The 18186-nt window shown below is 68.8% G+C and carries 21 protein-coding genes; 11 read left to right on the forward strand and 10 right to left on the reverse strand.

Annotation, left to right across the window (positions count from 1 at the left end; translation table 11 throughout):
* The first annotated feature begins 71 nt into the window (after positions 1–71).
* The 8 genes from VI056_11825 to fabG are packed head-to-tail and all read left to right on the forward strand — an operon-like array spanning position 72 to position 7427.
* On the forward strand, positions 72–1163 hold the full coding sequence (locus VI056_11825) for a winged helix-turn-helix domain-containing protein (protein HEY6203715.1): 1092 nt from the start codon (positions 72–74) through the stop codon (positions 1161–1163).
* 37 nt (positions 1164–1200) lie between these two features.
* Positions 1201–1632: a GNAT family N-acetyltransferase gene (locus tag VI056_11830; GenBank protein HEY6203716.1), complete on the forward strand. Its 432-nt coding sequence runs from the start codon at positions 1201–1203 to the stop codon at positions 1630–1632.
* Entirely contained in the window at positions 1629–2795 is a 1167-nt protein-coding gene (locus tag VI056_11835) for a 2-hydroxyacyl-CoA dehydratase (GenBank protein ID HEY6203717.1), read from the forward strand. The genes VI056_11830 and VI056_11835 overlap by 4 nt, the downstream gene beginning before the upstream one ends.
* Positions 2792–4096 carry a 2-hydroxyacyl-CoA dehydratase family protein gene (locus tag VI056_11840; protein HEY6203718.1) on the forward strand — a complete coding sequence of 435 codons (1305 nt, stop codon included), beginning with the start codon at positions 2792–2794 and terminating at the stop codon, positions 4094–4096. Before VI056_11835 ends, VI056_11840 begins: the two co-directional genes overlap by 4 nt.
* The gene (locus VI056_11845; protein HEY6203719.1) at positions 4093–4893 is read left to right on the forward strand and encodes an acyl-CoA dehydratase activase; all 801 of its coding nucleotides are present in this window, start codon (positions 4093–4095) and stop codon (positions 4891–4893) included. Before VI056_11840 ends, VI056_11845 begins: the two co-directional genes overlap by 4 nt.
* Positions 4890–5696: an acyl-CoA dehydratase activase gene (locus tag VI056_11850; GenBank protein HEY6203720.1), complete on the forward strand. Its 807-nt coding sequence runs from the start codon at positions 4890–4892 to the stop codon at positions 5694–5696. Before VI056_11845 ends, VI056_11850 begins: the two co-directional genes overlap by 4 nt.
* On the forward strand, positions 5693–6679 hold the full coding sequence (locus VI056_11855; protein HEY6203721.1) for an enoyl-CoA hydratase-related protein: 987 nt from the start codon (positions 5693–5695) through the stop codon (positions 6677–6679). The genes VI056_11850 and VI056_11855 overlap by 4 nt, the downstream gene beginning before the upstream one ends.
* Entirely contained in the window at positions 6666–7427 is a 762-nt protein-coding gene (fabG, locus tag VI056_11860) for a 3-oxoacyl-ACP reductase FabG (protein ID HEY6203722.1), read from the forward strand. The genes VI056_11855 and fabG overlap by 14 nt, the downstream gene beginning before the upstream one ends.
* Here the strand turns inward: fabG and VI056_11865 are convergent.
* Complete coding sequence (locus VI056_11865; protein HEY6203723.1) at positions 7424–7876, reverse strand: DUF2269 family protein; 453 nt, start codon at positions 7874–7876, stop codon at positions 7424–7426. The genes fabG and VI056_11865 overlap by 4 nt on opposite strands.
* A gap of 199 nt (positions 7877–8075) precedes the next feature.
* Between VI056_11865 and VI056_11870 the strand changes: the two genes are divergently transcribed.
* The 3 genes from VI056_11870 to VI056_11880 are packed head-to-tail and all read left to right on the forward strand — an operon-like array spanning position 8076 to position 10368.
* Positions 8076–8522, forward strand: a complete 447-nt coding sequence (locus tag VI056_11870; GenBank protein HEY6203724.1) for a hemerythrin domain-containing protein — start codon at positions 8076–8078, stop codon at positions 8520–8522.
* Entirely contained in the window at positions 8519–9595 is a 1077-nt protein-coding gene (locus VI056_11875) for a zinc-binding dehydrogenase (GenBank protein ID HEY6203725.1), read from the forward strand. Before VI056_11870 ends, VI056_11875 begins: the two co-directional genes overlap by 4 nt.
* Positions 9592–10368, forward strand: coding sequence for an enoyl-CoA hydratase-related protein (locus VI056_11880; GenBank protein HEY6203726.1), 777 nt, complete (start codon positions 9592–9594; stop codon positions 10366–10368). Before VI056_11875 ends, VI056_11880 begins: the two co-directional genes overlap by 4 nt.
* 16 nt (positions 10369–10384) lie before the next feature.
* Here VI056_11880 and VI056_11885 read toward each other — a convergent pair whose 3' ends face one another.
* The 9 genes from VI056_11885 to VI056_11925 all read right to left on the reverse strand — a co-directional run bounded on the left by VI056_11885 (position 10385) and on the right by VI056_11925 (position 18177).
* Complete coding sequence (locus VI056_11885) at positions 10385–10609, reverse strand: hypothetical protein (protein ID HEY6203727.1); 225 nt, start codon at positions 10607–10609, stop codon at positions 10385–10387.
* A 33-nt stretch (positions 10610–10642) separates the two neighbouring features.
* A complete protein-coding gene (locus tag VI056_11890) occupies positions 10643–11962 on the reverse strand; it encodes a citrate synthase (protein ID HEY6203728.1) in 1320 nt (439 codons plus the stop codon).
* 112 nt (positions 11963–12074) lie between these two features.
* Positions 12075–13193 (reverse strand): demethoxyubiquinone hydroxylase family protein, encoded by a 1119-nt coding sequence (locus VI056_11895; GenBank protein HEY6203729.1) that lies wholly within the window; start codon positions 13191–13193, stop codon positions 12075–12077.
* Positions 13194–13209: 16 nt separating this feature from the next.
* Positions 13210–14271: a copper oxidase gene (locus VI056_11900; GenBank protein ID HEY6203730.1), complete on the reverse strand. Its 1062-nt coding sequence runs from the start codon at positions 14269–14271 to the stop codon at positions 13210–13212.
* A gap of 176 nt (positions 14272–14447) precedes the next feature.
* Positions 14448–15098, reverse strand: a complete 651-nt coding sequence (locus VI056_11905) for a response regulator transcription factor (protein HEY6203731.1) — start codon at positions 15096–15098, stop codon at positions 14448–14450.
* Positions 15095–16510: a GAF domain-containing sensor histidine kinase gene (locus tag VI056_11910; protein ID HEY6203732.1), complete on the reverse strand. Its 1416-nt coding sequence runs from the start codon at positions 16508–16510 to the stop codon at positions 15095–15097. The genes VI056_11905 and VI056_11910 overlap by 4 nt, the downstream gene beginning before the upstream one ends.
* Positions 16511–16518: 8 nt before the next feature.
* Complete coding sequence (locus VI056_11915; protein ID HEY6203733.1) at positions 16519–16842, reverse strand: hypothetical protein; 324 nt, start codon at positions 16840–16842, stop codon at positions 16519–16521.
* 80 nt (positions 16843–16922) lie between these two features.
* Entirely contained in the window at positions 16923–17528 is a 606-nt protein-coding gene (locus VI056_11920) for a DoxX family protein (protein HEY6203734.1), read from the reverse strand.
* 268 nt (positions 17529–17796) lie between these two features.
* Entirely contained in the window at positions 17797–18177 is a 381-nt protein-coding gene (locus VI056_11925; protein ID HEY6203735.1) for a PCYCGC motif-containing (lipo)protein, read from the reverse strand.
* Between the last annotated feature and the right edge of the window lie 9 nt (positions 18178–18186).

An 18186-nucleotide genomic window follows, 5' to 3' on the forward strand; every position in this document is an offset into this window, starting at 1 on the left:
GAGCCGAACGGACCACCGGGATGGGCCGGTCCGGCCCTATTCCGAAGTGTGTCAAAGCTGAGTCTGGACGCATGCTCGCTGAACCGCCCTTCGTCGTCGTCGCCAGCGACGACCTCGTCGCGCTCACTTCCCAACGGGACGCGCTGCGGGTCGCGGGCGCTCAGGTCGCTGCCTGTAAACAGGTGAGAGTGGCGCTGGATGCGATCACGTTCCACGTCCCCACGGTCGTCGTGGCCGATGTGGGCATGGACGACGGCCGGGGTTGGGACGTCGTGCACGCCGCTCGGGCCGCGGGCCGGCTCTCGACCATCGTCCTCGACCGCCGCGGCGACGCGGGCACGCGGCGCGCGGCCTTCTCCGCCGGCGCCGACGACGTCATCCGCATTCCGTGCGACCTCGATGAGCTCACGACGCGGGTGCTCACGCTGGCCAGCCGCGCTGATCGCGGCGCCGCTGCGACCGTCCATCGGCTGCACGGACTCACCGTCGACGTTTCGGCGCACGCGGTCCGTCTTCACGGCCGGCCGGTCGTCCTCACGGCACAGCAGTTCGCGATCCTGGCGGCGCTGTTCGAGGCGAACGGCGTGGCTCTTCCGCGAGAACGACTCCTTGCGCGCATCGAGGCTCTCGATGACGAGCCCCCGTCGGAGCGCGCGATCGACCTCCACGTGACTCGTCTGCGTCGCCGTCTCGGCGATGACGCGAAGCAGCCTCGCTACATCGAAGCCGTTTATGGCGTGGGCTACCGTCTGGCGACCGACGCTCCCGGACCGGCGCAGCTCGGCGACAGCGCGGAGGACGTCCTCGCCGCGCTGCCCGACGCGCTTCTCGTGATCGACGCGCGCCGCATGATCCGCTTCGCGAACGACGCGGCCGTGCGCCTGTTCGCGCGTCCCCGCACCGAGCTTCTGGGACGGACCTGCGGCGAGCTGCTGCAGTGCACGGACTGCGCGGGCACGTCGCTCGACGGCCCGCGCTGTTTCGTCCGTGCGCTGCGGCCGGGCACCACCGCACTTCGCGACATGCCCGCGCGGATCCAGGCAGGCGAGGAGCGCGTCCCGGTATCGCTCACCTACGGACAGGTCCAGGCCGACGGGCTCGTCACGCTACAGCTCCGACCGCGCGCGGAAGAAGATCCGAAGGGGTCGGCCCGCCCAGCCTGACATCGGTCGGACACGATCGAGCCATAGCCTCGCCGGCATGCGGACGGTCGCGACCGCCCCTCTCGTCGTCACCCTCGACAGGCCGGATCTCGTGCGCCTGGGAGAGCTTTCGGCGCGTCTGGGCGCCGACAGCGCGCGGGACTGGTCGGGCCGTCTCGGGCGTTCCGGGACCGTTGCGCTGGGCGCGGAGTCGGATGGCAGGCTCGTCGCGTACGCGGCCGCCGAGGTGCGCCGATCCTTCGGACGCGCCACGCCAGCCGCGTGGATCGACGCATTCGGCGTCGATCTCGCGTACCGCGGGCATGGCATCGGACGAACGCTCCTCGCGGAGCTGTTGTCGCGTCTGCGCTCGGAGGGCGCCGATCACGTGTTCACGCTCGTTCCGCTGCATGACCGGACGATGGCGCCGTTCTTCCGCGAGCTGGGCTTCCGCGACGAGCCGATCACGCCGCTGGGGAGAGAGCTGTGACGCTGGCGACGGCCGCGCCGATCGAGGCCGTTGAGCGCTACCGCGAGTCCGTCGAAGATCGTGCTTTCCCCACGGTCCGCGAATGGCGCGCTCGCACCGGACGCATGGTCACCGGATGCTTCCCGGTCTACGCGCCGGTGGAGCTCGCGTACGCGGCGGGGATGCTGCCTGTCGGTCTCTTCGGCGCGGGTAACCAGATCGAGATGGCGCACGCCGACTCGCGGTTCCAGTCTTTCATCTGCTCGATCGTGAAGAGCACGCTCGAGCTCGCGTTCGTCGATCGCCTGGCTCCGTTCGACGCGCTCATGTTCGAGTCGATCTGCGACCCCGCGCGGAATCTCGCGAGCGTGATGGCACGGAACTTCCCGGACCGGCACGTCACCTACGTGCACCTGCCACAGAACATGACTTCGCCCGCGACCGTCGACTATCTCGCCGGCGAGTACCGGCGCGCGGCGGACGAGCTTGGCACGGTGAGCGGGCACGTCGTGGGCACGGAGGATCTTCGCTCGGCGATCGGCGCATTCAACGGTCTTCGTGCGCGCCTGCGCGAGATCTACCAGCTGCGCGCGTCGTCGCCCGAAAAGATCTCGACCGCCGAGCTCTACACCCTCGCGCGGCTCGCGACGCTCACCGATCCGGCCGACAGCGAGCCGCTGATCGCCGAAAGCATCGCGACCGCGCGTGCCCGCGAGTCGCGACCGAAGGATCGCGTCCGGGTGGTGCTGGTCGGCTCGTTCTGCGAGCAGCCGCCGCTCGAGCTCATCACGGCGATCGAGGAGTCCGGCTGCTACATCCTCGACGACGACTTCCTGCTCGGGTGGCGACTCTTCAAGCGCGACATCGCCGTCGACGGCGATCCGTTCCGTGCGCTCGCGCTCGCGTATCTCGATGGGAGCGTCCACCTCAGCACGAAGCACGACCTGCGCCAGCCGCGCGCCGCCGCGCTCATCGCGAGCGCGCGAGCTCACCGCGCCGACGCGGTCATCTTCCTCGGCGCGAAGTTCTGCGAGCCGGGGCTCTTCGATTACGCCCTCTACCGGAAGGCACTGGAGCAAGAGGCCATCCCGCATCTCTTCCTCGAGTTCGAAGAGAAGATGTGGATGTACGACAAGATCCGAACGGAGGTCGAGACCTTCGTGGAATCGATGCTGTTCACATGACCGAGACAAAGGAGATCCGTTACCAGGGCCACCTGCACGAGCTGCAGAAACAGCTCATGGGCGACTACTACGCGCAGCTCACGGCGATCGCTACCGGAAGGTCCGACACCAAGAACGCGCACCTGCTCATCGCCGGCAACCCGGTCGAGCTCGTCCGCGCGTTCGGCATGATCCCGGTGTTCCCCGAGGTGAACGTCCTTCAGCTCGCGGTGCGCAAACAGTCGCTGCCGCTCATCCAGAAGGCCGAGGAGCTGGGCTACGCCGTCGACAATTGCGCTTACGTGAAGGCCGACGTCGGCCTCTATCTCTCCGGTTATCAGGCGCCGTACGGCACGATCCCGAAGGCCGACCTCCTCCTCTGCAACTACGTCGGCTGCAACGTGTACCTCAACTGGTTCGAGCACCTCGCGGAGCTCACCGGCGCGCCCGCGGTGAACATCGACATCCCATTCGTCCGCTCCGCTGACGGCGAGCCGTCGCCGGGCGACGTCGACTACGTCGTGAAACAGCTGGAAGAGCTCATCGTCCAGCTCGAGAACATCACCGGCACCTCGCTCGATATGCCCAGGCTCCGCCGGACCGTGGAGAATTCGGCGCTCGTCGGCGAGATGTGGGCCGAGATCAAGGACCTGACGAAGCGGCGGCCGGCGCCTTATGACGCGTACTTCGACTCGGTCACGATGATGGCGGTCCTCTACTGCCTTCGCGGCACCGACGAGGCGGTGACCTTCTTCGAGGCCGCGCGCGAGGAGCTCTCGCGGCGCGCGGCGAAGGGGGAGGGGCCGCTGCCCGAGGAGCGTTTCCGCGTCGTCATCGAAGGCCCGCCGCCGTGGCCGTTCCTGCGCGTGTTCCGTGACATGTTCTCGCGCTGGGGCGCGGTCGCGGTCGCATCGACCTATTCGACGGTCGGCGGGATCTGGGAGTTCGGTTTCCGTCACGATCCGCAGCGGCCGATCGAGTCGATCGCGCGACACATGCTGCAGTACAACCTCTGCAACCGGACCTTCCTGCAGCGCTACGACCAGATGGCCCGCTACGTGGACGAGTGGTCCGCCGACGCGGTCGTGATCCACTCCGTGAAGAGCTGCCGGCTCTTCTCGGCGGGGCAGGGCGACATGCGCGAGTACTTCGTGCGCGAGCGCGAGGTCCCGACTCTCCTGATCGAGTCGGACCTCGAGGATCCGCGCTACTTCTCGCAGGCGCAGCTACGCAACCGTATCGACGCGTTCTTCGAGGCGCTCTCGCAGAGGCGCCTCACCGCCGCGTCCGATGCGCAGCTCGCGGCCGGGGGTGCGCGGTGAGGTACTGCGTCGGCGTCGACGTCGGCTCCACCCAGACGAAGGCCGTGCTGCTCGATGAGGATCGCCGCATCGTCGCGCGCTCGCTCGTCGATACGGGCGCTTATCTGGTGCGCGCTGCCGAGCGCGCGTACGACAAGGCCCTCGCGGAAGCCGGTGTCGTCCGGGGCGATGTCGGCTACGTGATCGGCACCGGGTATGGACGCTTCAAGGTCGCGTTCGGCGACGACCAGGTCACGGAGATCTCCTGCCACGCCAAAGGGGCGTGGGCCCTCTACCCGAACACGCGCACCGTCATCGACATCGGCGGGCAGGATACGAAGGCGATCAAGGTGAGCGACCGCGGCGAGGTGCTCGACTTCGCGATGAACGACAAGTGCGCGGCGGGCAGCGGGCGGTTCCTCACGAATTCGGCCGAGGCCCTGGGCATGGACGTGAGTGCCATCGGCGCGAAGTCACTCGAGTCGCGCAACCCGGTCCGGCTCTCGACGGTGTGCACGATCTTCGTCGAGACGGACATCCTCTCGTACCTGGCTTCGGGTAAGAAAGTCGAGGACATCCTCGCCGGCGTGCACGGCGCCATCGGCTCGCGCACCGTTGCGCTGGTCCGCCGCGTGGGCGCCGAGTCCGAGGTCACGTTCACCGGCGGCGTGGCTCGCAACGTCGGCATGATCCGGGCGATCGAGGAGAAGGTCGGCCTCCCCATCAACGTGAGCGCCGACTCGCACTACACCGGCGCGCTCGGTGCGGCGATCTTCGCCGTCGAACGGATGCTCGCGAGCGCGGAGGTGATGGCATGACGCCATCGCTCGTCGCCGGTATCGACATGGGCTCCCGGACCGCCAAGGCCGTCCTGCTCGATCCGAGCGGCGCGATGCTTGGCTCGGGCATCGCCCGCATGCGGCCGGACTTCGCCGGCCTCGCGCGCGACGCCCTCGACCAAGCGATCGCGGTGGCTCACGCGTCGCCGGAAGACGTCGCATATGTCGCGACGACCGGGATGGGCCGCTACAACGTGCCCTTCCGCGACGTCCAGGTGACCGACATCACGGCGGTCGCGCGCGGCGCAGCCGAGCTCTTCCCACTCACGCGTTCGATCCTCGACATCGGCGCGCAGAGCACGCGGGCGATGCGCGTGCTGGACGGCGGCCGCGTGAAGGAGTTCCGGACGAACGACAAGTGCGCAGCCGGCGCGGGCGGCTTCGCCGAGCGCGCCGCGCGCTATCTCGAGATCAAGCTCGAGGACCTGGGCGCTCTCTCGAACAAGGCCGACAGCCCGCAGGTCATCTCGTCGGTGTGCGCGGTGTTCGCCGAGTCCGAGATCATCAACCTTGTCACCGCGGGCCAGAGCGTCGAGAACATCGTGCGTGGAATCCACGACTCGCTCGCGCAGCGGGGGTTCCAGCTGCTCAAGCGGGTCGGTCTCGAGGCCGAGATCACCTTCGTCGGCGGCATGGCGCTACAGGACGGAATGGTGCGCGCACTCGAGGCCGCGCTCGGCCACGCGGTGAACGTGGCTAGGCAGCCGGAGCTCTGCGCCGCGCTCGGCGCTGCGCTGCTCGCGCGCCAGCGGCTCGCACGACAGGAAGGGGTGGCAGCATGAGTGAGATAAGTGGACGTGACCCGGCGGCGTTCGGCTTCGAGGACATCCGCTACGAGAAGAAGGACTGGATCGCGACGGTCACGATCAACAGGCCGGACGCGTACAACTCGTATACGACCCGCACGCTGCGCGAGCTGACGGAGGCCTTCACCGACGCGGGCCGCGACGACGCCATCGCCGTTCTCGTCGTGACCGGCGCCGGGCTCGACGCGTTCTGCACCGGCGGCGACGTGAAGGAATACGCGCGCGACTACACCCGGAAGCCGCGCGATTACTGGAAATACATGGGGCACTTCGCGGGCGCGATCGAGGCGCTCAAGAACCTCGGCAAGCCGTCGATCGCGCGCATCAACGGCATGGCGGTCGGCGGGGGCAACGAGATCAACCTCGCCTGCGACCTCGCCATCGCCGCCGACACCGCGCGGTTCCGCCAGGTCGGCGTGCAGGTGGGCAGCGTCGCCGCGGGTGGCGCGACGCAGTGGCTCCCGCTGGTCATCGGCGATCGGCGCGCCCGCCAGATGCTCATGACCTGCGAGTGGGTCGACGCGAAGACCGCGCTCGCCTGGGGACTCGTGAACGAGGTCGTGCCGGTGCCGGAGCTCGACGCTGCCGTCGCGCGCCTCGCGGCGAAGCTCCTCGACACGTTCCCGGAGTGCATGCGCTACACGAAGCAGCAGACGAACTTCTGGAAGGACCTCTCGTGGAGCATGACCATCGGGCACGCGCGCGACTGGCTCGCGCTCCACTTCGCGTCGCTGGAGCCATACGAGGGCATGACCGCGTTCGCCGAGAAGCGCCGCGCAGACCGTCTCGGCATCCGCGCCCGAGCGCGCGACGGCGGCTCGTCGGAGACGCTCTGGGGACCGAACGCGCGCGCCTGCCCGTCGTGCGGCGCGAAAGGACTGCCGGACTCGTTCACGTTCTGCGGTGTGTGCGGGTCGTCCCTCGTCGCCAGTCCGGGTGCGGTCCTTGCCGCGCGCTGAGGCCGGCGAACTCACAGGCCGCGTCGCCCTCGTCACGGGTGGATCGCGTGGCATCGGTCGCGCGATCGCGACCGACCTCGCGCGCGCCGGCGCGGATGTCGTGTTCACCTTCCGCAGCGATAGCGATGGCGCCGCGCTCACGATGCGGGTCATCGAAGCCCGGGGCCGCTGCGCGATCGCGCTCCGCGCCGACGGCACCGACCGCACCGCGGCCGGGCGCGCGGTCATGGACACCGTCGCGCGCTTCGGCCGCCTGGACATCCTCGTGAACAACGCGGGCATCAACCGCGACGCGGTCGTGTGGAAGATGGATGACTACGCCTGGGACGACGTCCTCGACGCGGACCTCGGCGCGGCCTTCCGCTTCACGCGCGCCGCGGTGCCGGCGATGCGCGACAGCGGCGGCGGCCGCATCGTGAACATCGCCTCGATCAACGGACTCCGCGGCAAGTTCGGGCAGTCGAACTACGCGGCCGCGAAGGGCGGGCTCATCGCGTTCACGAAGTCTGTCGCCCGCGAGGTCGCCGCGTTCGGCATCACCGCGAACGCGGTCGCACCCGGCCTCATCGAGACCGACATGGTCGCCGCAATGCCCGAGAAGGCGCGTGCCGCCTCGGTGGCGGAGACGGTCGTCGGCCACCTGGGGATACCGGAGGACGTCGCCGCCGCGGTGACGTTCCTCGCATCGGACCGCGCCCGGCACATCACGGGGACGGTGCTCCAGGTCGACGGAGGGCAGCGGCTCTAGCCGGGCTTCACCACCATCAGCGCCACGATGGTGATCACCATCGTGGTCGTCACGGCGCCGAGCGTGCGCGCGCGGGCGCGCAGACGGACGTAGTCCGGGTCACCGGTGCCACCGCGCTCGAGCGCTGCCAGCTCTCCGCGCACGACCGGGCCGAAGACGAAGTACCCCAGCGCCGCCGCCGCGAGGTAGATGGCGAGCGCGAGCGCGAGCCAGGCCGCCGTGAGCGGGATCCCGCTCGCGAGCACCATCGCCAGGCCCGTCACGAGGAGGAGCGCGTACGCGGGGTTCGCGATACGGCGATCGATCGCGCGAATACTTCGGATCGTATATGCGAGGTGCTCCGGGTCGCTCTCGCCGAGACGCAGCCACAGCGCGTACGTGAGATTGGCGCCGATCGCGATGAACGCAAGGAGCACGTGCGCGAGCTTCAACAGCGAGTAGGCGGACACTGCGCAACTCTATCCAAGGCGGCGTGACGAACACGCTGTTGACACGATCGGGCGCTAGGGTCGGGAGCGCGAACCCGCGAACGCCGGTGCTGGCGCGCCGGCGTTCTCCCTTTTCAGCGCGGATCCAGCTGACACGGGTCCGACATGATCCGGTCGTAGCGTCGCTTTCGACCGGACGACGCCGGGTCGGAGGCCTGAAATGCGGATCCTCGACCGCTTCTCCAGCGAGCACGACGTGTTCGTCACGCAACTCGGCGTGATCGAGACGCTCACGCGCACCGGAGCGGAGGTCGCGAGCGTCGTGGCGGCGATCCGCACCCTCGCCGCACCGCTCCTGGTCCATGCGCAGAACGAGGAGCGCGCGCTGTTCCCGGCTCTCGCATCGTCGCTCGGCGGCGAGGGCGGTCCGCTCGCGGTCCTAACGGAGGAGCATCGGGTGCTTCACGGTCAGCTCGATCGCCTCACCGGCGATCCGCCGCGCTGGGAGCTGGTGCAGGTGCTTGACGAATTCGTTCGCCTGCTGCGCGGGCACATCGAGAAGGAAGAGGGCATCCTCTTCCCGGCCGCGTCCCAGCTCATCGATGACCCGCGTCTCGAGCGTCTGGACCGTGAGCTGCGCTCGGCGGTCGCGGCGGTCGGCGGATGAGCGGGCGCGCGCCGGTTTGGGACCCTGTGGCGGACGAGCTCGCGACGACGATGCGCGCCGCCGTCTTCAGTGGGCCCGGTCGCGCGCTCGACATGGCGACGATCGCGCGTCCGGAACCCGCGCCCGGCGAGGTGCTCGTGCGCGTGAGCGCGTGCGGACTCTGCCATAGCGACCTCCATTACCTCGACCATGGCGTGCCGACGTTCAAGACGCCGCCGCTCGTCCTGGGCCATGAGATCTCCGGCACCGTGGTGCGCGCAGGCTCCGGCGTCGACCCCGCGAAGGTCGGCGCGAGCGTGCTCCTCGCGCCGGTGACGACGTGCGGCGGCTGCGTGCCCTGCCGGACCGGACGCGAGAACGTCTGCACGGCCCAGCGCATGCTCGGAAATTCCGTCGACGGCGGGTTCGCCGAGTTCGTCACAGCGCCGGCGCGGGACGCGTTCGGGGTCCCGCCGGAAGTGCCGCTCGAGGAGGCCTGCGTCATCGCGGACGCGATGACGACGGCGTTCCACGCGGTGACGCGCCGCGCGCGCATCAAGGCCGGCGAGTCGGTGGTCGTCTACGGCTGCGGCGGTCTCGGGCTCTGCGTCGTTCAGGTCTGCGTGCTCGTCGGCGCGCGCGTCATCGCGGTCGACATCGATCCGCGCAAGCTCGCGCTCGCGACCGAGCTTGGCGCGTCGGTCGCGATCGACGCGCGTGACGGCGACCCCGCGAAGCGGGTGCGGCGCGAGACCGACGGCGGCGCGGACGCCGCCATCGAGGCGATCGGCCTGCCGAAGACGCAGGAGCAGGCGCTCGCGTCGTTGCGCACGGGAGGCCGCCTCGTGCTCCTCGGATACTCGGCCGAGCCGATGGCGCTGCCGGGTGGCCGCGTCACGTATCGCGAGCTCACGGTCATCGGGACGCTGGGCTGCCGTCCGGTGGATTTCCCGGCGGTCCTCGACCTCGTCCGTCGCGGCAAGCTCCTCCTCGGCCCGCTCGTCACACATCGCTACCCGCTCGACCGGATCAACGAGGGTCTGGACGCGCTGCGTCGCGGAGAAGGCGTCCGCCACATCGTCGTGTTCCCGTGAGCACGACGCTGCTCACCGGCGTCCGCGTCGAGGTCGACGCAGGCGTGGCTACCCTCACGCTCGACCGTGCGCCGCTCAATGTCCTCAACATCGCGCTGCTGAGCGAGTTGGAGGTCGCCGTCCGCGATCTGCAGGGCGATCGTGACCTGCGGCTCATCGTCATCCGTGGCGCGGGACGCGCTTTCTCTGCCGGCGTCGAGGTCGCCGAGCATCTCGGTGGGTATCTGGAGCCCATGCTCGATGCGTTCGATCGCGCGGCGCGCGCGATCGTCGAGAGCGAGATCCCCGTGCTCGCCGTCGTGCACGGTCCGGCACTCGGCGGCGCCTGCGAGCTCGTGGCGCTGTGCGACCTCGCGATCGCGGCCGAGGACGCGAAGCTTGGGACACCCGAGATCACGCTCGGTGTCGTCCCGCCGGTCGGCGCCGTGGTCTTCCCGTCGCTCGTCGGTCGGCAGCGGGCGCGCGCGCTCGTTCTCACCGGTGAGCTCATCACCGGCGGGCAGGCCGCGGCGTGGGGCCTCATCTGGCGCGCGGTGCCGCCGGAGCGACTCGAGGAGGATGCGAGGGTCGTGATCGAGGCGTTCCGCGGGCGAAGCGCGGCGAGCCTTCGCCTCGCGAAGCGGACGCTCGCACTGGCGGCGACGCCGCAGCTCCTCGCGGCGATCTCCGCCGCGGATGCGGAGCAGCGCAGGTGCCTACCCGGACTGGCGGATGCCGACGAGGGGCTGCGCGCTTTCCTGGGGAAGCGTCCTCCGCGCTGGACGCACCGCTAGCGCGCGTGCCGTCCGGCTAGAGGAGCGACCGGATCAGGACGACCAGGATCGCGACGACCGCTGCGACGGATGCCGAGACGATCGCGGTCCGTCGCATGCTCGGGTAGAGCACAAATCCGATCAGCAAGAGGAGCGCCGCGACCGCGACCGCCACATAGCCGCTCATGAGCGACATCAATAGGAGCAAAGCGACGACCGCCGCCAGGTAGAGCTGGTCCCGCAGCCGACTGCTCTCGATCACCGGAGCACCACCTTCCCTGTTGTCTTGTCGTTCCTACGCCTTCGTGAGATGCCGCTCGCGGGGCCCGACGTACAGCTGGCGCGGACGCGCGATCTTCTGGTCGGGGTCGAGCAGGCCCTCTTCCCACTGAGCCAGCCAGCCCGGTGTGCGTCCGATGGCGAAGAGCACCGGGAACATGTCGACTGGGAATCCCATGGCTTGGTAGATGAGGCCCGAGTAGAAGTCGACGTTCGGGTAGAGCTTGTGGCCGATGAAGTACTCGTCCTCGAGTGCGATCTTCTCGAGCTCGAGCGCGATGTCGAGCAGAGGGTTGCGGCCGGTGATGCTGAAGACCTGGTCGGCGATCTTCTTGATCATCTTCGCGCGCGGGTCATAGCTCTTGTAGACGCGGTGGCCGAAGCCCATCAGGCGGAGGTCACCGCTCTTCACGCGCTCGATGTGCTCGGGCACGCGGTCGACCGAGCCGATGTCCTCGAGCATCCGGAGCACCTGCTCGTTGGCGCCGCCGTGGAGCGGACCGTAGAGCGCGCCGACGCCCGCGGCAACGGCCGAGTACGGGTCCGACTTGGCGCTGCCGACGACGCGCACGGTGCTCGTCGAGCAGTTCTGCTCGTGGTCCGCGTGGAGGATGAACAGGACCTCGAGCGCTCGCTCGAGTATCGGATCCGGCTTGTACTTCAGCTCCGTCGTCTTCCACATCATGCCCAGGAAGTTGCCGGCGTAGCTCAGGTCGTTGTCGGGGTACGAATACGGGAGTCCGACCGCGTGGCGATACGCGAACGCCGCGATGGTCGGCATCTTCGCGATGAGGCGGACGATCTGCTTGCGGCGTGTCGCCCTCTCCGTGAACTTCTTCGCTTCGGGGTAGAAAGTGGACAGCGCGGCGACGGTGCTCATGAGGATCCCCATCGGGTGCGCGTCGTGCCGGAAGCCGTCTATGAACTTCTTGATGTTCTCGTGGATGAACGTGTGGTGAACGATCTCGTCCTTCCAGGTCGCGAGCTCGCCGTCCGTCGGGAGCTCTCCCTCGAGTAGGAGCGACGCGACCTCCAGGAAGCCGAGCTTCTCCGCGACCTCGTCGATCGGGTAGCCGCGATAACGCAGGATGCCCGCGTCGCCGTCGATGTAAGTGATGGCGCTCTTCACGGCCGCGGTCGCCATGAAGCCCGGGTCGTAGGTGAGAAGGCCCGGGTCGTCCGCAGCGGTGCGGATCTTGTTGAACTCGGTCGCCCTGATGGCGCCGTCTTCGATCGGGATCACGTATGTCCTGCCGGTCCGGTCGTCACGTACGGTGAGCGAATCGGCGCGGTCGGCAGGCCGCGGGAGCGTGACGGGTGCGGTTTCGATCGCCATGGTGGCAGCCCTCCTATCGAGTCGACCTGAATGCTCGTCCCCAGTTCGGGTCGGGCGAAGGGCCGAAGGTCACCCCGCGAGGGCCGAAGCGGCCCAACTTCTTCTCGCCGGGTCAGGCCAGCGCGACCCCGAGGAGCTTCCCGACGGCGAAAGTGATACCCGCGGCCGCCGCGCCGATGGCCAGCTGCCGCAGGCCCGCGCGGAGCGCGGGCTGGCCCGTGATGAGCGTGATGAGCGCCCCGATACCGAATAAGGCTGCACCGCTCAGCATCGCCGAAGCGACAACGGCAGTCGTGCCCGACAAGAGGGCGAACGGGATCAGCGGTACGACCGCACCGCTGGCGAACATCGCGAAGGACGTTGCGGCCGCGACGTGGGCCGAACCACCGAGCTCGTCTGGATCGATGCCCAGCTCCTCGCGCGCGAGTGTCTCCAGCGCGCGGTCGCCGCTGACGATCTGCCGCGCGAGGGCGCGCGCCTGCGCCGCGTTCGCGCCCTTGGCCTGATAGATGAGCGCGAGCTCCGCCTCTTCCTCCTCCGGAGCGGCCGCGAGCTCCTCGCGCTCGATGCCGATCTGCCGGCTGTACAGCTCGCGTGCGCTCTGGACCGACAGCCATTCCCCGAGGGCCATCGAGAGCGAGCCGGCAAGAAGCCCGGCGAGGCCGGCGACAGCGATCGCGCGACCGTCGCCGCTCGCGCCCGCGACCCCCATGACGAGGCTGAAGTTCGATACGAGCCCGTCGTCGATGCCGAGCACCGCCGCCCGGAGCGCGTTCCCCGCCGTGGCGCGATGGCGTCCTTCGAGGCGCGCGATCGCGGGCCCGGTCATCCCACCGCCGGCGATCTCCTGGAGCACTCGGGCATGCGATCGCTCATCGCGCGGCAGCGACGTGCCGGCCGCCTCAGGCTGGTCGTCGTAGCCGGTCTGGTCCTTCGCCTCGCGTCCGGCCACGGTCGCAGCCACCCAGCCCGCGCCGAAGCGTCGCGCGACGAACGCGAGCACACGCGCGCGCCATGACGGGCGTGGCGCGGTGGCCCAGACGCCTGCGTCGCGAAGTCTTGTCTCCCAGAGAGCCGAATGACGCACCTCCGCCTCTGCGAGCCTCCGGTACACCGATGCAAGCGTCGGCTGCGGTTCGGCGTCTGCCATCGCGCGGTAGATCGCGATGCCATCGGTCTCGCCTTGCAGGTTCGCGCGCCAGCGCGCGACATCGCTCGTCCGTGTCGTCATCGAGGGAGACCTCCTGTCAGTCGACGATCAGCGCGGTCACCATCCCGAACATGCCGGTCGGGCCTTCGGCGTGATTGAGGATGTGACAGTGGAATGCCCAAACCCCGGGCTCGTCGGCTACGACGATCGCGTCCCAGCGCTCACCGGGCGCGACGTTCAGCGTGTCGCACTTGAAGGGCTGAGGCAGGGGATACCCGTCACGCGCGAAGACCTCGAGTGTCAGGCCGTGAAGGTGTGCGGGATGGATCATCACACCCTCGTTCATGAACCGGAAGCGGATGCGCTGACCGAGCTTCGCGGTGTAGGGGAACGTCGCCGGGAATCCCTTGCCGTTCACCGTCAGACCGCCGAGCTGATCGTTGAAGATGAAGAGCTCGTCCTTGTCATACCGGGGATCCGTCGACGCGTCTTTTGGCATGACCAGGAGCGGCCCAAGCATGCCTCGGCCGACCTGCTCCGTCGCATTGTGGTGTGAGTGGTACATGTGGCTGCCGAACGGCTTCGCGATGAACTCGTACACGAACGTCTCGCCGGGCTTGATGGTCGGCTGCGTGATGAACGGGACGCCGTCCATCTTGTTGACGACGCGCTGCCCGTGCCAGTGCACGCTGGTCGTCTGGTCGGTCTTATTGGTCACTTTCACGCGGACTCGCTCGCCCTCCGTCGCGCGGATGATCGGACCCGGTATCTGGCCGTTGTACGACAGGGCATCGACAACGACGCCGGGCGTGACTTCCCAGCGAAGCTTGTCGCACACGAGCTCGAACTCGCGCGAACCGTCGACCACGCGTGAGGCCAGCTCCTGCAGTCCGGTGCCCTGCGTCTTCGCCGGAAAGGCTTTCACCAGCGCTTCGGCGTGGGCGTCGTGATCGACCGTCGGCGCCGCGGTTGCCGGCGCCGTCGTGCGGACCGCGGTCGCGGTGGCCGTGGACGTCGCGGTCGCGATGCGAGCTGGGGCGGCCCCGCGACCGGTGAGGCCGAGCGCGCCCGCCGCGATGCCGCCGAGGCTGGCGAACCCGATCGCGCCGATCAGCGTCCGTCGCGCGATCGTGCCGCCCGCGTCCTCGGTCTCTGTCATGCGAACACCCTACGGACGCGTCAGCCGAGGCTCTATGGGCGAGCGGCCCCTCTTCTGGGGACGTTCGGCACTCACAGACGTTCGACGGGCGCGAGGTCCGTTGTATCGCCGAGCCGGCGTTGCGGGGTCCGCGCGGCCAGGGGCCGAAAGTCCTCTTCTCTTGTGGAGACCGGGGATCAGAAGCGCGGCCGGCGTTTGGCCACGTACGCGGCAGCCTCGGCCCGGCGTGCCAGGCCGAGCTTGTCGAGGATGCGGCTCACGTAGTTCTTGACGGTCTTCTCGGACAGGAAGAGCAACTCGCCGATCTCGCGGTTCGTCTTTCCCTCCGCCAGCTGCTCCAGCACCTTGCGCTCCTGGTCTGTCAGCGACGCGAACGCCGGATCCTCATCGCCGCGGCCGCGGCGCACGCGCTCGAGCACCTTGCCCGTGACATCCGGATCCAGGAGCGAGCGTCCCTGTGCGACGGCGGTGATCGCGTCGATCACCGCCTGGCCGCGCGTCTGTTTGAGGAGGTACCCGGCGGCCCCCGCCACGATGGAGGCGAAGAGGGCTTCGTCGTCGGCGTACGAGGTGAGCATGACGACCTTCGTCTCGGGTCGCGCCTCGCGGATCGTCCGGCACGCTTCCACACCGCTTCCGTCGGGGAGGCGAACGTCCATGATGATGACGTCGGGCTTGGCCTTCGCCGCCATCGCGATCGCCTCGGCGGTCGTGCCGGCCTCGGCAACGACGAGCATCTCCTTGTGGCGTCCGATCAGCGTGCGGAGGCCTTCGCGCACCACCTCGTGATCGTCGACGAGCATGACCCGAACCTGCGCATCGCTCATTCCGTCTCCCTCTCCGTCGCCGGCAGCTCAAAGCGTACTCGCGCACCGCGTCCGGGCTGGCTCTCCACCCGAAGGGTGCCACCGACCGCGAACGCTCGCTCACGCATGTTGTGCAGCCCGTGGCCGCTCGTGCTGGCCGCGAAGTCGAACCCCACGCCATCATCCGCGATCTGCAGCACGACACCACCGTTCTCGTCGAACAGGCGCACCGACGCGTGACGCGCGCGCGCGTGGCGCGCGATGTTCCCGAGCGCATCCGCGGCGATGTAATACGCGGCCTCCTGGCGCGGCTGGTCCAAGCGCCCAGCGGCCCCAGCCGAGATCTGCACGTCCACGTCGATGAGCGCGTTCGAACGCGCCTGCTCCGCAAGGAGCGGCAACGATTCCGTCAGTGGCTGGTCGCTCGCCTGCACCTGCCGCAGGCCCAGCACGTACCCACGGAGATCCGCGATCGCTGCGTTCAGTCGATCGACCGAACGCCTGAGCTCATCCTTCGCCTTCACAGGCTCGGTGTCCACGCGTTCGGCGATGTCTTCGAGGAGCAGGCCGACGCCGTACAGGGACTGCATCACGCCGTCGTGGAGGTCCATACGGATGCGCTGGCGCTCCTCGAGTACGGATATGCGCTCCGCCTGCTCGTAGAGACGGGCGTTCTCGATCGCGATCGCTGCCTGCGCGGCGAGCGTCTCGAGGGCTTCGGCGTCGTCGACGGTGAATTCCTCCGCGCCCTGCTTCTCGGTGAGATAGAGGTTGCCGAGCGGCTCTCCACGAAGGACGATCGGCGTTCCCAGGAAGCTACGCATCGGAGGGTGGTTCTTCGGAAAGCCGATCGATGCGGGGTGCTCGTGGAGGTCGCGGAGGAGAAGTGGCTTTCGCTCCTGTTGCAGGTGTCCGATGAGGCCCAGGCCCCGGGGCAAAGGCCCGATGCGCGCACGCTCTTCCTGCGAGATGCCCGACGTCGTGAACGTCTCGACGGTCCCCTCATCGTTGAAGACACCCAGCGCGGCGTACTTCGCATTCGCGACCGCGCGAGCTTGGTCCGCGACGCGCTGTAGCACTTCGTTGCGGTCGAGCTCCGACGTGAGTGCGAGGCCGGCGGCGTTCACGGCCTGCAGCTGAAGGCGCCTCTGCTCGAGCGCGTCGGCCAGCTGGCGCAGCCGGTCCGTGTTCGCGCGATCGCGTCCCTGAAGGCTCGCGAGCTGCCCGAAGATCACCGCCGAGAAGGCAAGGACGCCGGCGACGCCGACGATCGTCGTCACCAGGTGCGAGATGCCCCTGGGGAAAAGCCGCTCGGCGAGGAAGTAGTCGAGCGCCATGAGCGCCGCGATGAGGAGCGAGGGAAGGACGACCGCCGCGATCCGGAGCCGCCGTGAGTACGTGGCGTTGGTGGCGCGGGCTCGTGACTTGCTCACGCCGCCGATTATCGGCTGCGGGGGCGCGTTCCCTTGCCGCGAGCGTCGAGCAGCTGCACCGGGATCGGCTCGTGGCCACCTTCAGGCGTGCTGCGATCGCGAGCGAGCGTGATGGGGAGCGTCCGCGGGAGCGTGAGGAGCTGCACAGCGAGCGCGGCTGTGACGCTGTCCTGGTCGTAGAAGGCGACGTCCGCGTCGTCGTGCAGCGGGCAGCGCGCGCTCTTCTCGAGTGCGCACGAGGTGTTCTCCGGTCCGGCGCAGCGCATGGCTCTCATGCCGAGGGCTTCGAACGTTCGCGCCCAACCCTCGCGCACCAGCGGGTCCTTGCTCATGACGAGGACCGTGGTGGGAGCTGACGCGCGGGAAGAGCGGATCGCTCCGCTCTTCCCTGCGGCGATTGCTTTCTGTGTGGTCACGCGATGACAGGGGTCCGAGCGGCGGCCTTCGCCTCGATCTTCGGGGCCTTCCAGGGCGTACCGAGGAGCGGCAGGAGGAACCGGTCGAGTCCGATGTATCCCGCGGTCTTCCAGGCGAGGACCAGGAGGAAGCCCAGCAGGAGCATGACGGGGTTGGTGCTGGAGCTGCCGGCGAGCATGAAGTTGAGGTTCATGAACGCTCCGCTGACCGCGGCGATGCCGACGAACGCACCGAAGATGAGTCCGAGGCCGACCGCGGTCTCACCGAACGCGATCACCTTGCCCATGAACACCTGCGCGTGGCTGTCGATGAGGAACTGGATGAAGCCGCGGTACCAGTCGTAGGTGATGACCGGCTTGGCCGGCGCGGCGGGGATCGCCGCGATGCGGTTCCAGAACGCCAGGATGCCGGCACCGTCGATGATGTAGTTCGACGTCGCACCGACGTCCTGGACCTTGTGCCATCCGGCCTCGAGCCAGGCCCAGCCAATATAGATGCGGAGAAGCAGCCAGACGGGGGCCATGCGCGTGTCCGAGAACAGGAAACGAGCGAGCGGTGGGTCCGCGACGACCGTGTTCTTTGCGATTCGAGTAGTTGACATTTCTTTTGAAGACCTCCTCGTATGGGTGGAACACTGCGGTCCGGCGAGGCCACCAAACAGGGCCGCGCGACCCAAAGACTGCGTCCGTCCGGTCCTGCCCGACAAGGACCTCCGGGCCACCTCTCGCGGAGCCCGGCTAGGGCAGGGGGGTCGGCGTGCCTGGGCCGGCGGATGACCAGCGGGTATCGATCGCGGCACGCATCTCGCGCAGGCTCTGGCCCTGCGCTGACATCGCCATCACGTCACGCGTGATCCCGACGCAGACGCCTCAGCCGAAGCCGTGCGTGTCCAGGATCACCCGGCCGCCGCCGAGCGCCGACCGCACGTAACAGGAGTAGTTGCTGGTATGGCCATCAGCGCCGCATCCGCAGTAGCACGGGATGAAGCGCAGGGTCTGCTCTTGTGCCACCGCCCAGCTGTAGGCCTCGCGCACGTTCGCCGGCGCGCGCAGGTACTGGATCGGCCATATGCCGTTCTTCGGATCAGCCTCCAGCGCCGGCAACGCGGGAGCGCTGATGGCCGCAGGGCGTGACGCGGCAGGTGCGCAAGCGGAAGCGAGGAACAGTCCGGCGCCGGCCAGGAAACGTCGCCGGCCCAGCGTATTGGTGACCTTTGGCCCTACCTCCGCTGGGGGCTCGCCATCGACCATCGTCCCAAC

Source organism: Candidatus Limnocylindria bacterium (genome assembly GCA_036523395.1).
Taxonomy (GTDB): Bacteria; Chloroflexota; Limnocylindria; order P2-11E; family P2-11E; genus CF-39.

Bases quoted from the DNA above. Each gene is read 5' to 3' on its own strand.
- VI056_11905 (HEY6203731.1), bottom strand. From the start codon at position 15,098: ATGAGCGATGCGCAGGTTCGGGTCATGCTCGTCGACGATCACGAGGTG.
- VI056_11915 (HEY6203733.1), bottom strand. From the start codon at position 16,842: ATGAGCAAGGACCCGCTGGTGCGCGAGGGTTGGGCGCGAACGTTCGAA.
- VI056_11895 (HEY6203729.1), bottom strand. From the start codon at position 13,193: ATGACGACACGGACGAGCGATGTCGCGCGCTGGCGCGCGAACCTGCAA.
- VI056_11830 (HEY6203716.1), top strand. From the start codon at position 1,201: ATGCGGACGGTCGCGACCGCCCCTCTCGTCGTCACCCTCGACAGGCCG.
- VI056_11925 (HEY6203735.1), bottom strand. From the start codon at position 18,177: ATGGTCGATGGCGAGCCCCCAGCGGAGGTAGGGCCAAAGGTCACCAAT.
- VI056_11840 (HEY6203718.1), top strand. From the start codon at position 2,792: ATGACCGAGACAAAGGAGATCCGTTACCAGGGCCACCTGCACGAGCTG.
- VI056_11890 (HEY6203728.1), bottom strand. From the start codon at position 11,962: ATGGCGATCGAAACCGCACCCGTCACGCTCCCGCGGCCTGCCGACCGC.
- VI056_11855 (HEY6203721.1), top strand. From the start codon at position 5,693: ATGAGTGAGATAAGTGGACGTGACCCGGCGGCGTTCGGCTTCGAGGAC.
- VI056_11900 (HEY6203730.1), bottom strand. From the start codon at position 14,271: ATGACAGAGACCGAGGACGCGGGCGGCACGATCGCGCGACGGACGCTG.
- VI056_11870 (HEY6203724.1), top strand. From the start codon at position 8,076: ATGCGGATCCTCGACCGCTTCTCCAGCGAGCACGACGTGTTCGTCACG.
- VI056_11850 (HEY6203720.1), top strand. From the start codon at position 4,890: ATGACGCCATCGCTCGTCGCCGGTATCGACATGGGCTCCCGGACCGCC.
- VI056_11920 (HEY6203734.1), bottom strand. From the start codon at position 17,528: ATGTCAACTACTCGAATCGCAAAGAACACGGTCGTCGCGGACCCACCG.
- VI056_11875 (HEY6203725.1), top strand. From the start codon at position 8,519: ATGAGCGGGCGCGCGCCGGTTTGGGACCCTGTGGCGGACGAGCTCGCG.
- VI056_11825 (HEY6203715.1), top strand. From the start codon at position 72: ATGCTCGCTGAACCGCCCTTCGTCGTCGTCGCCAGCGACGACCTCGTC.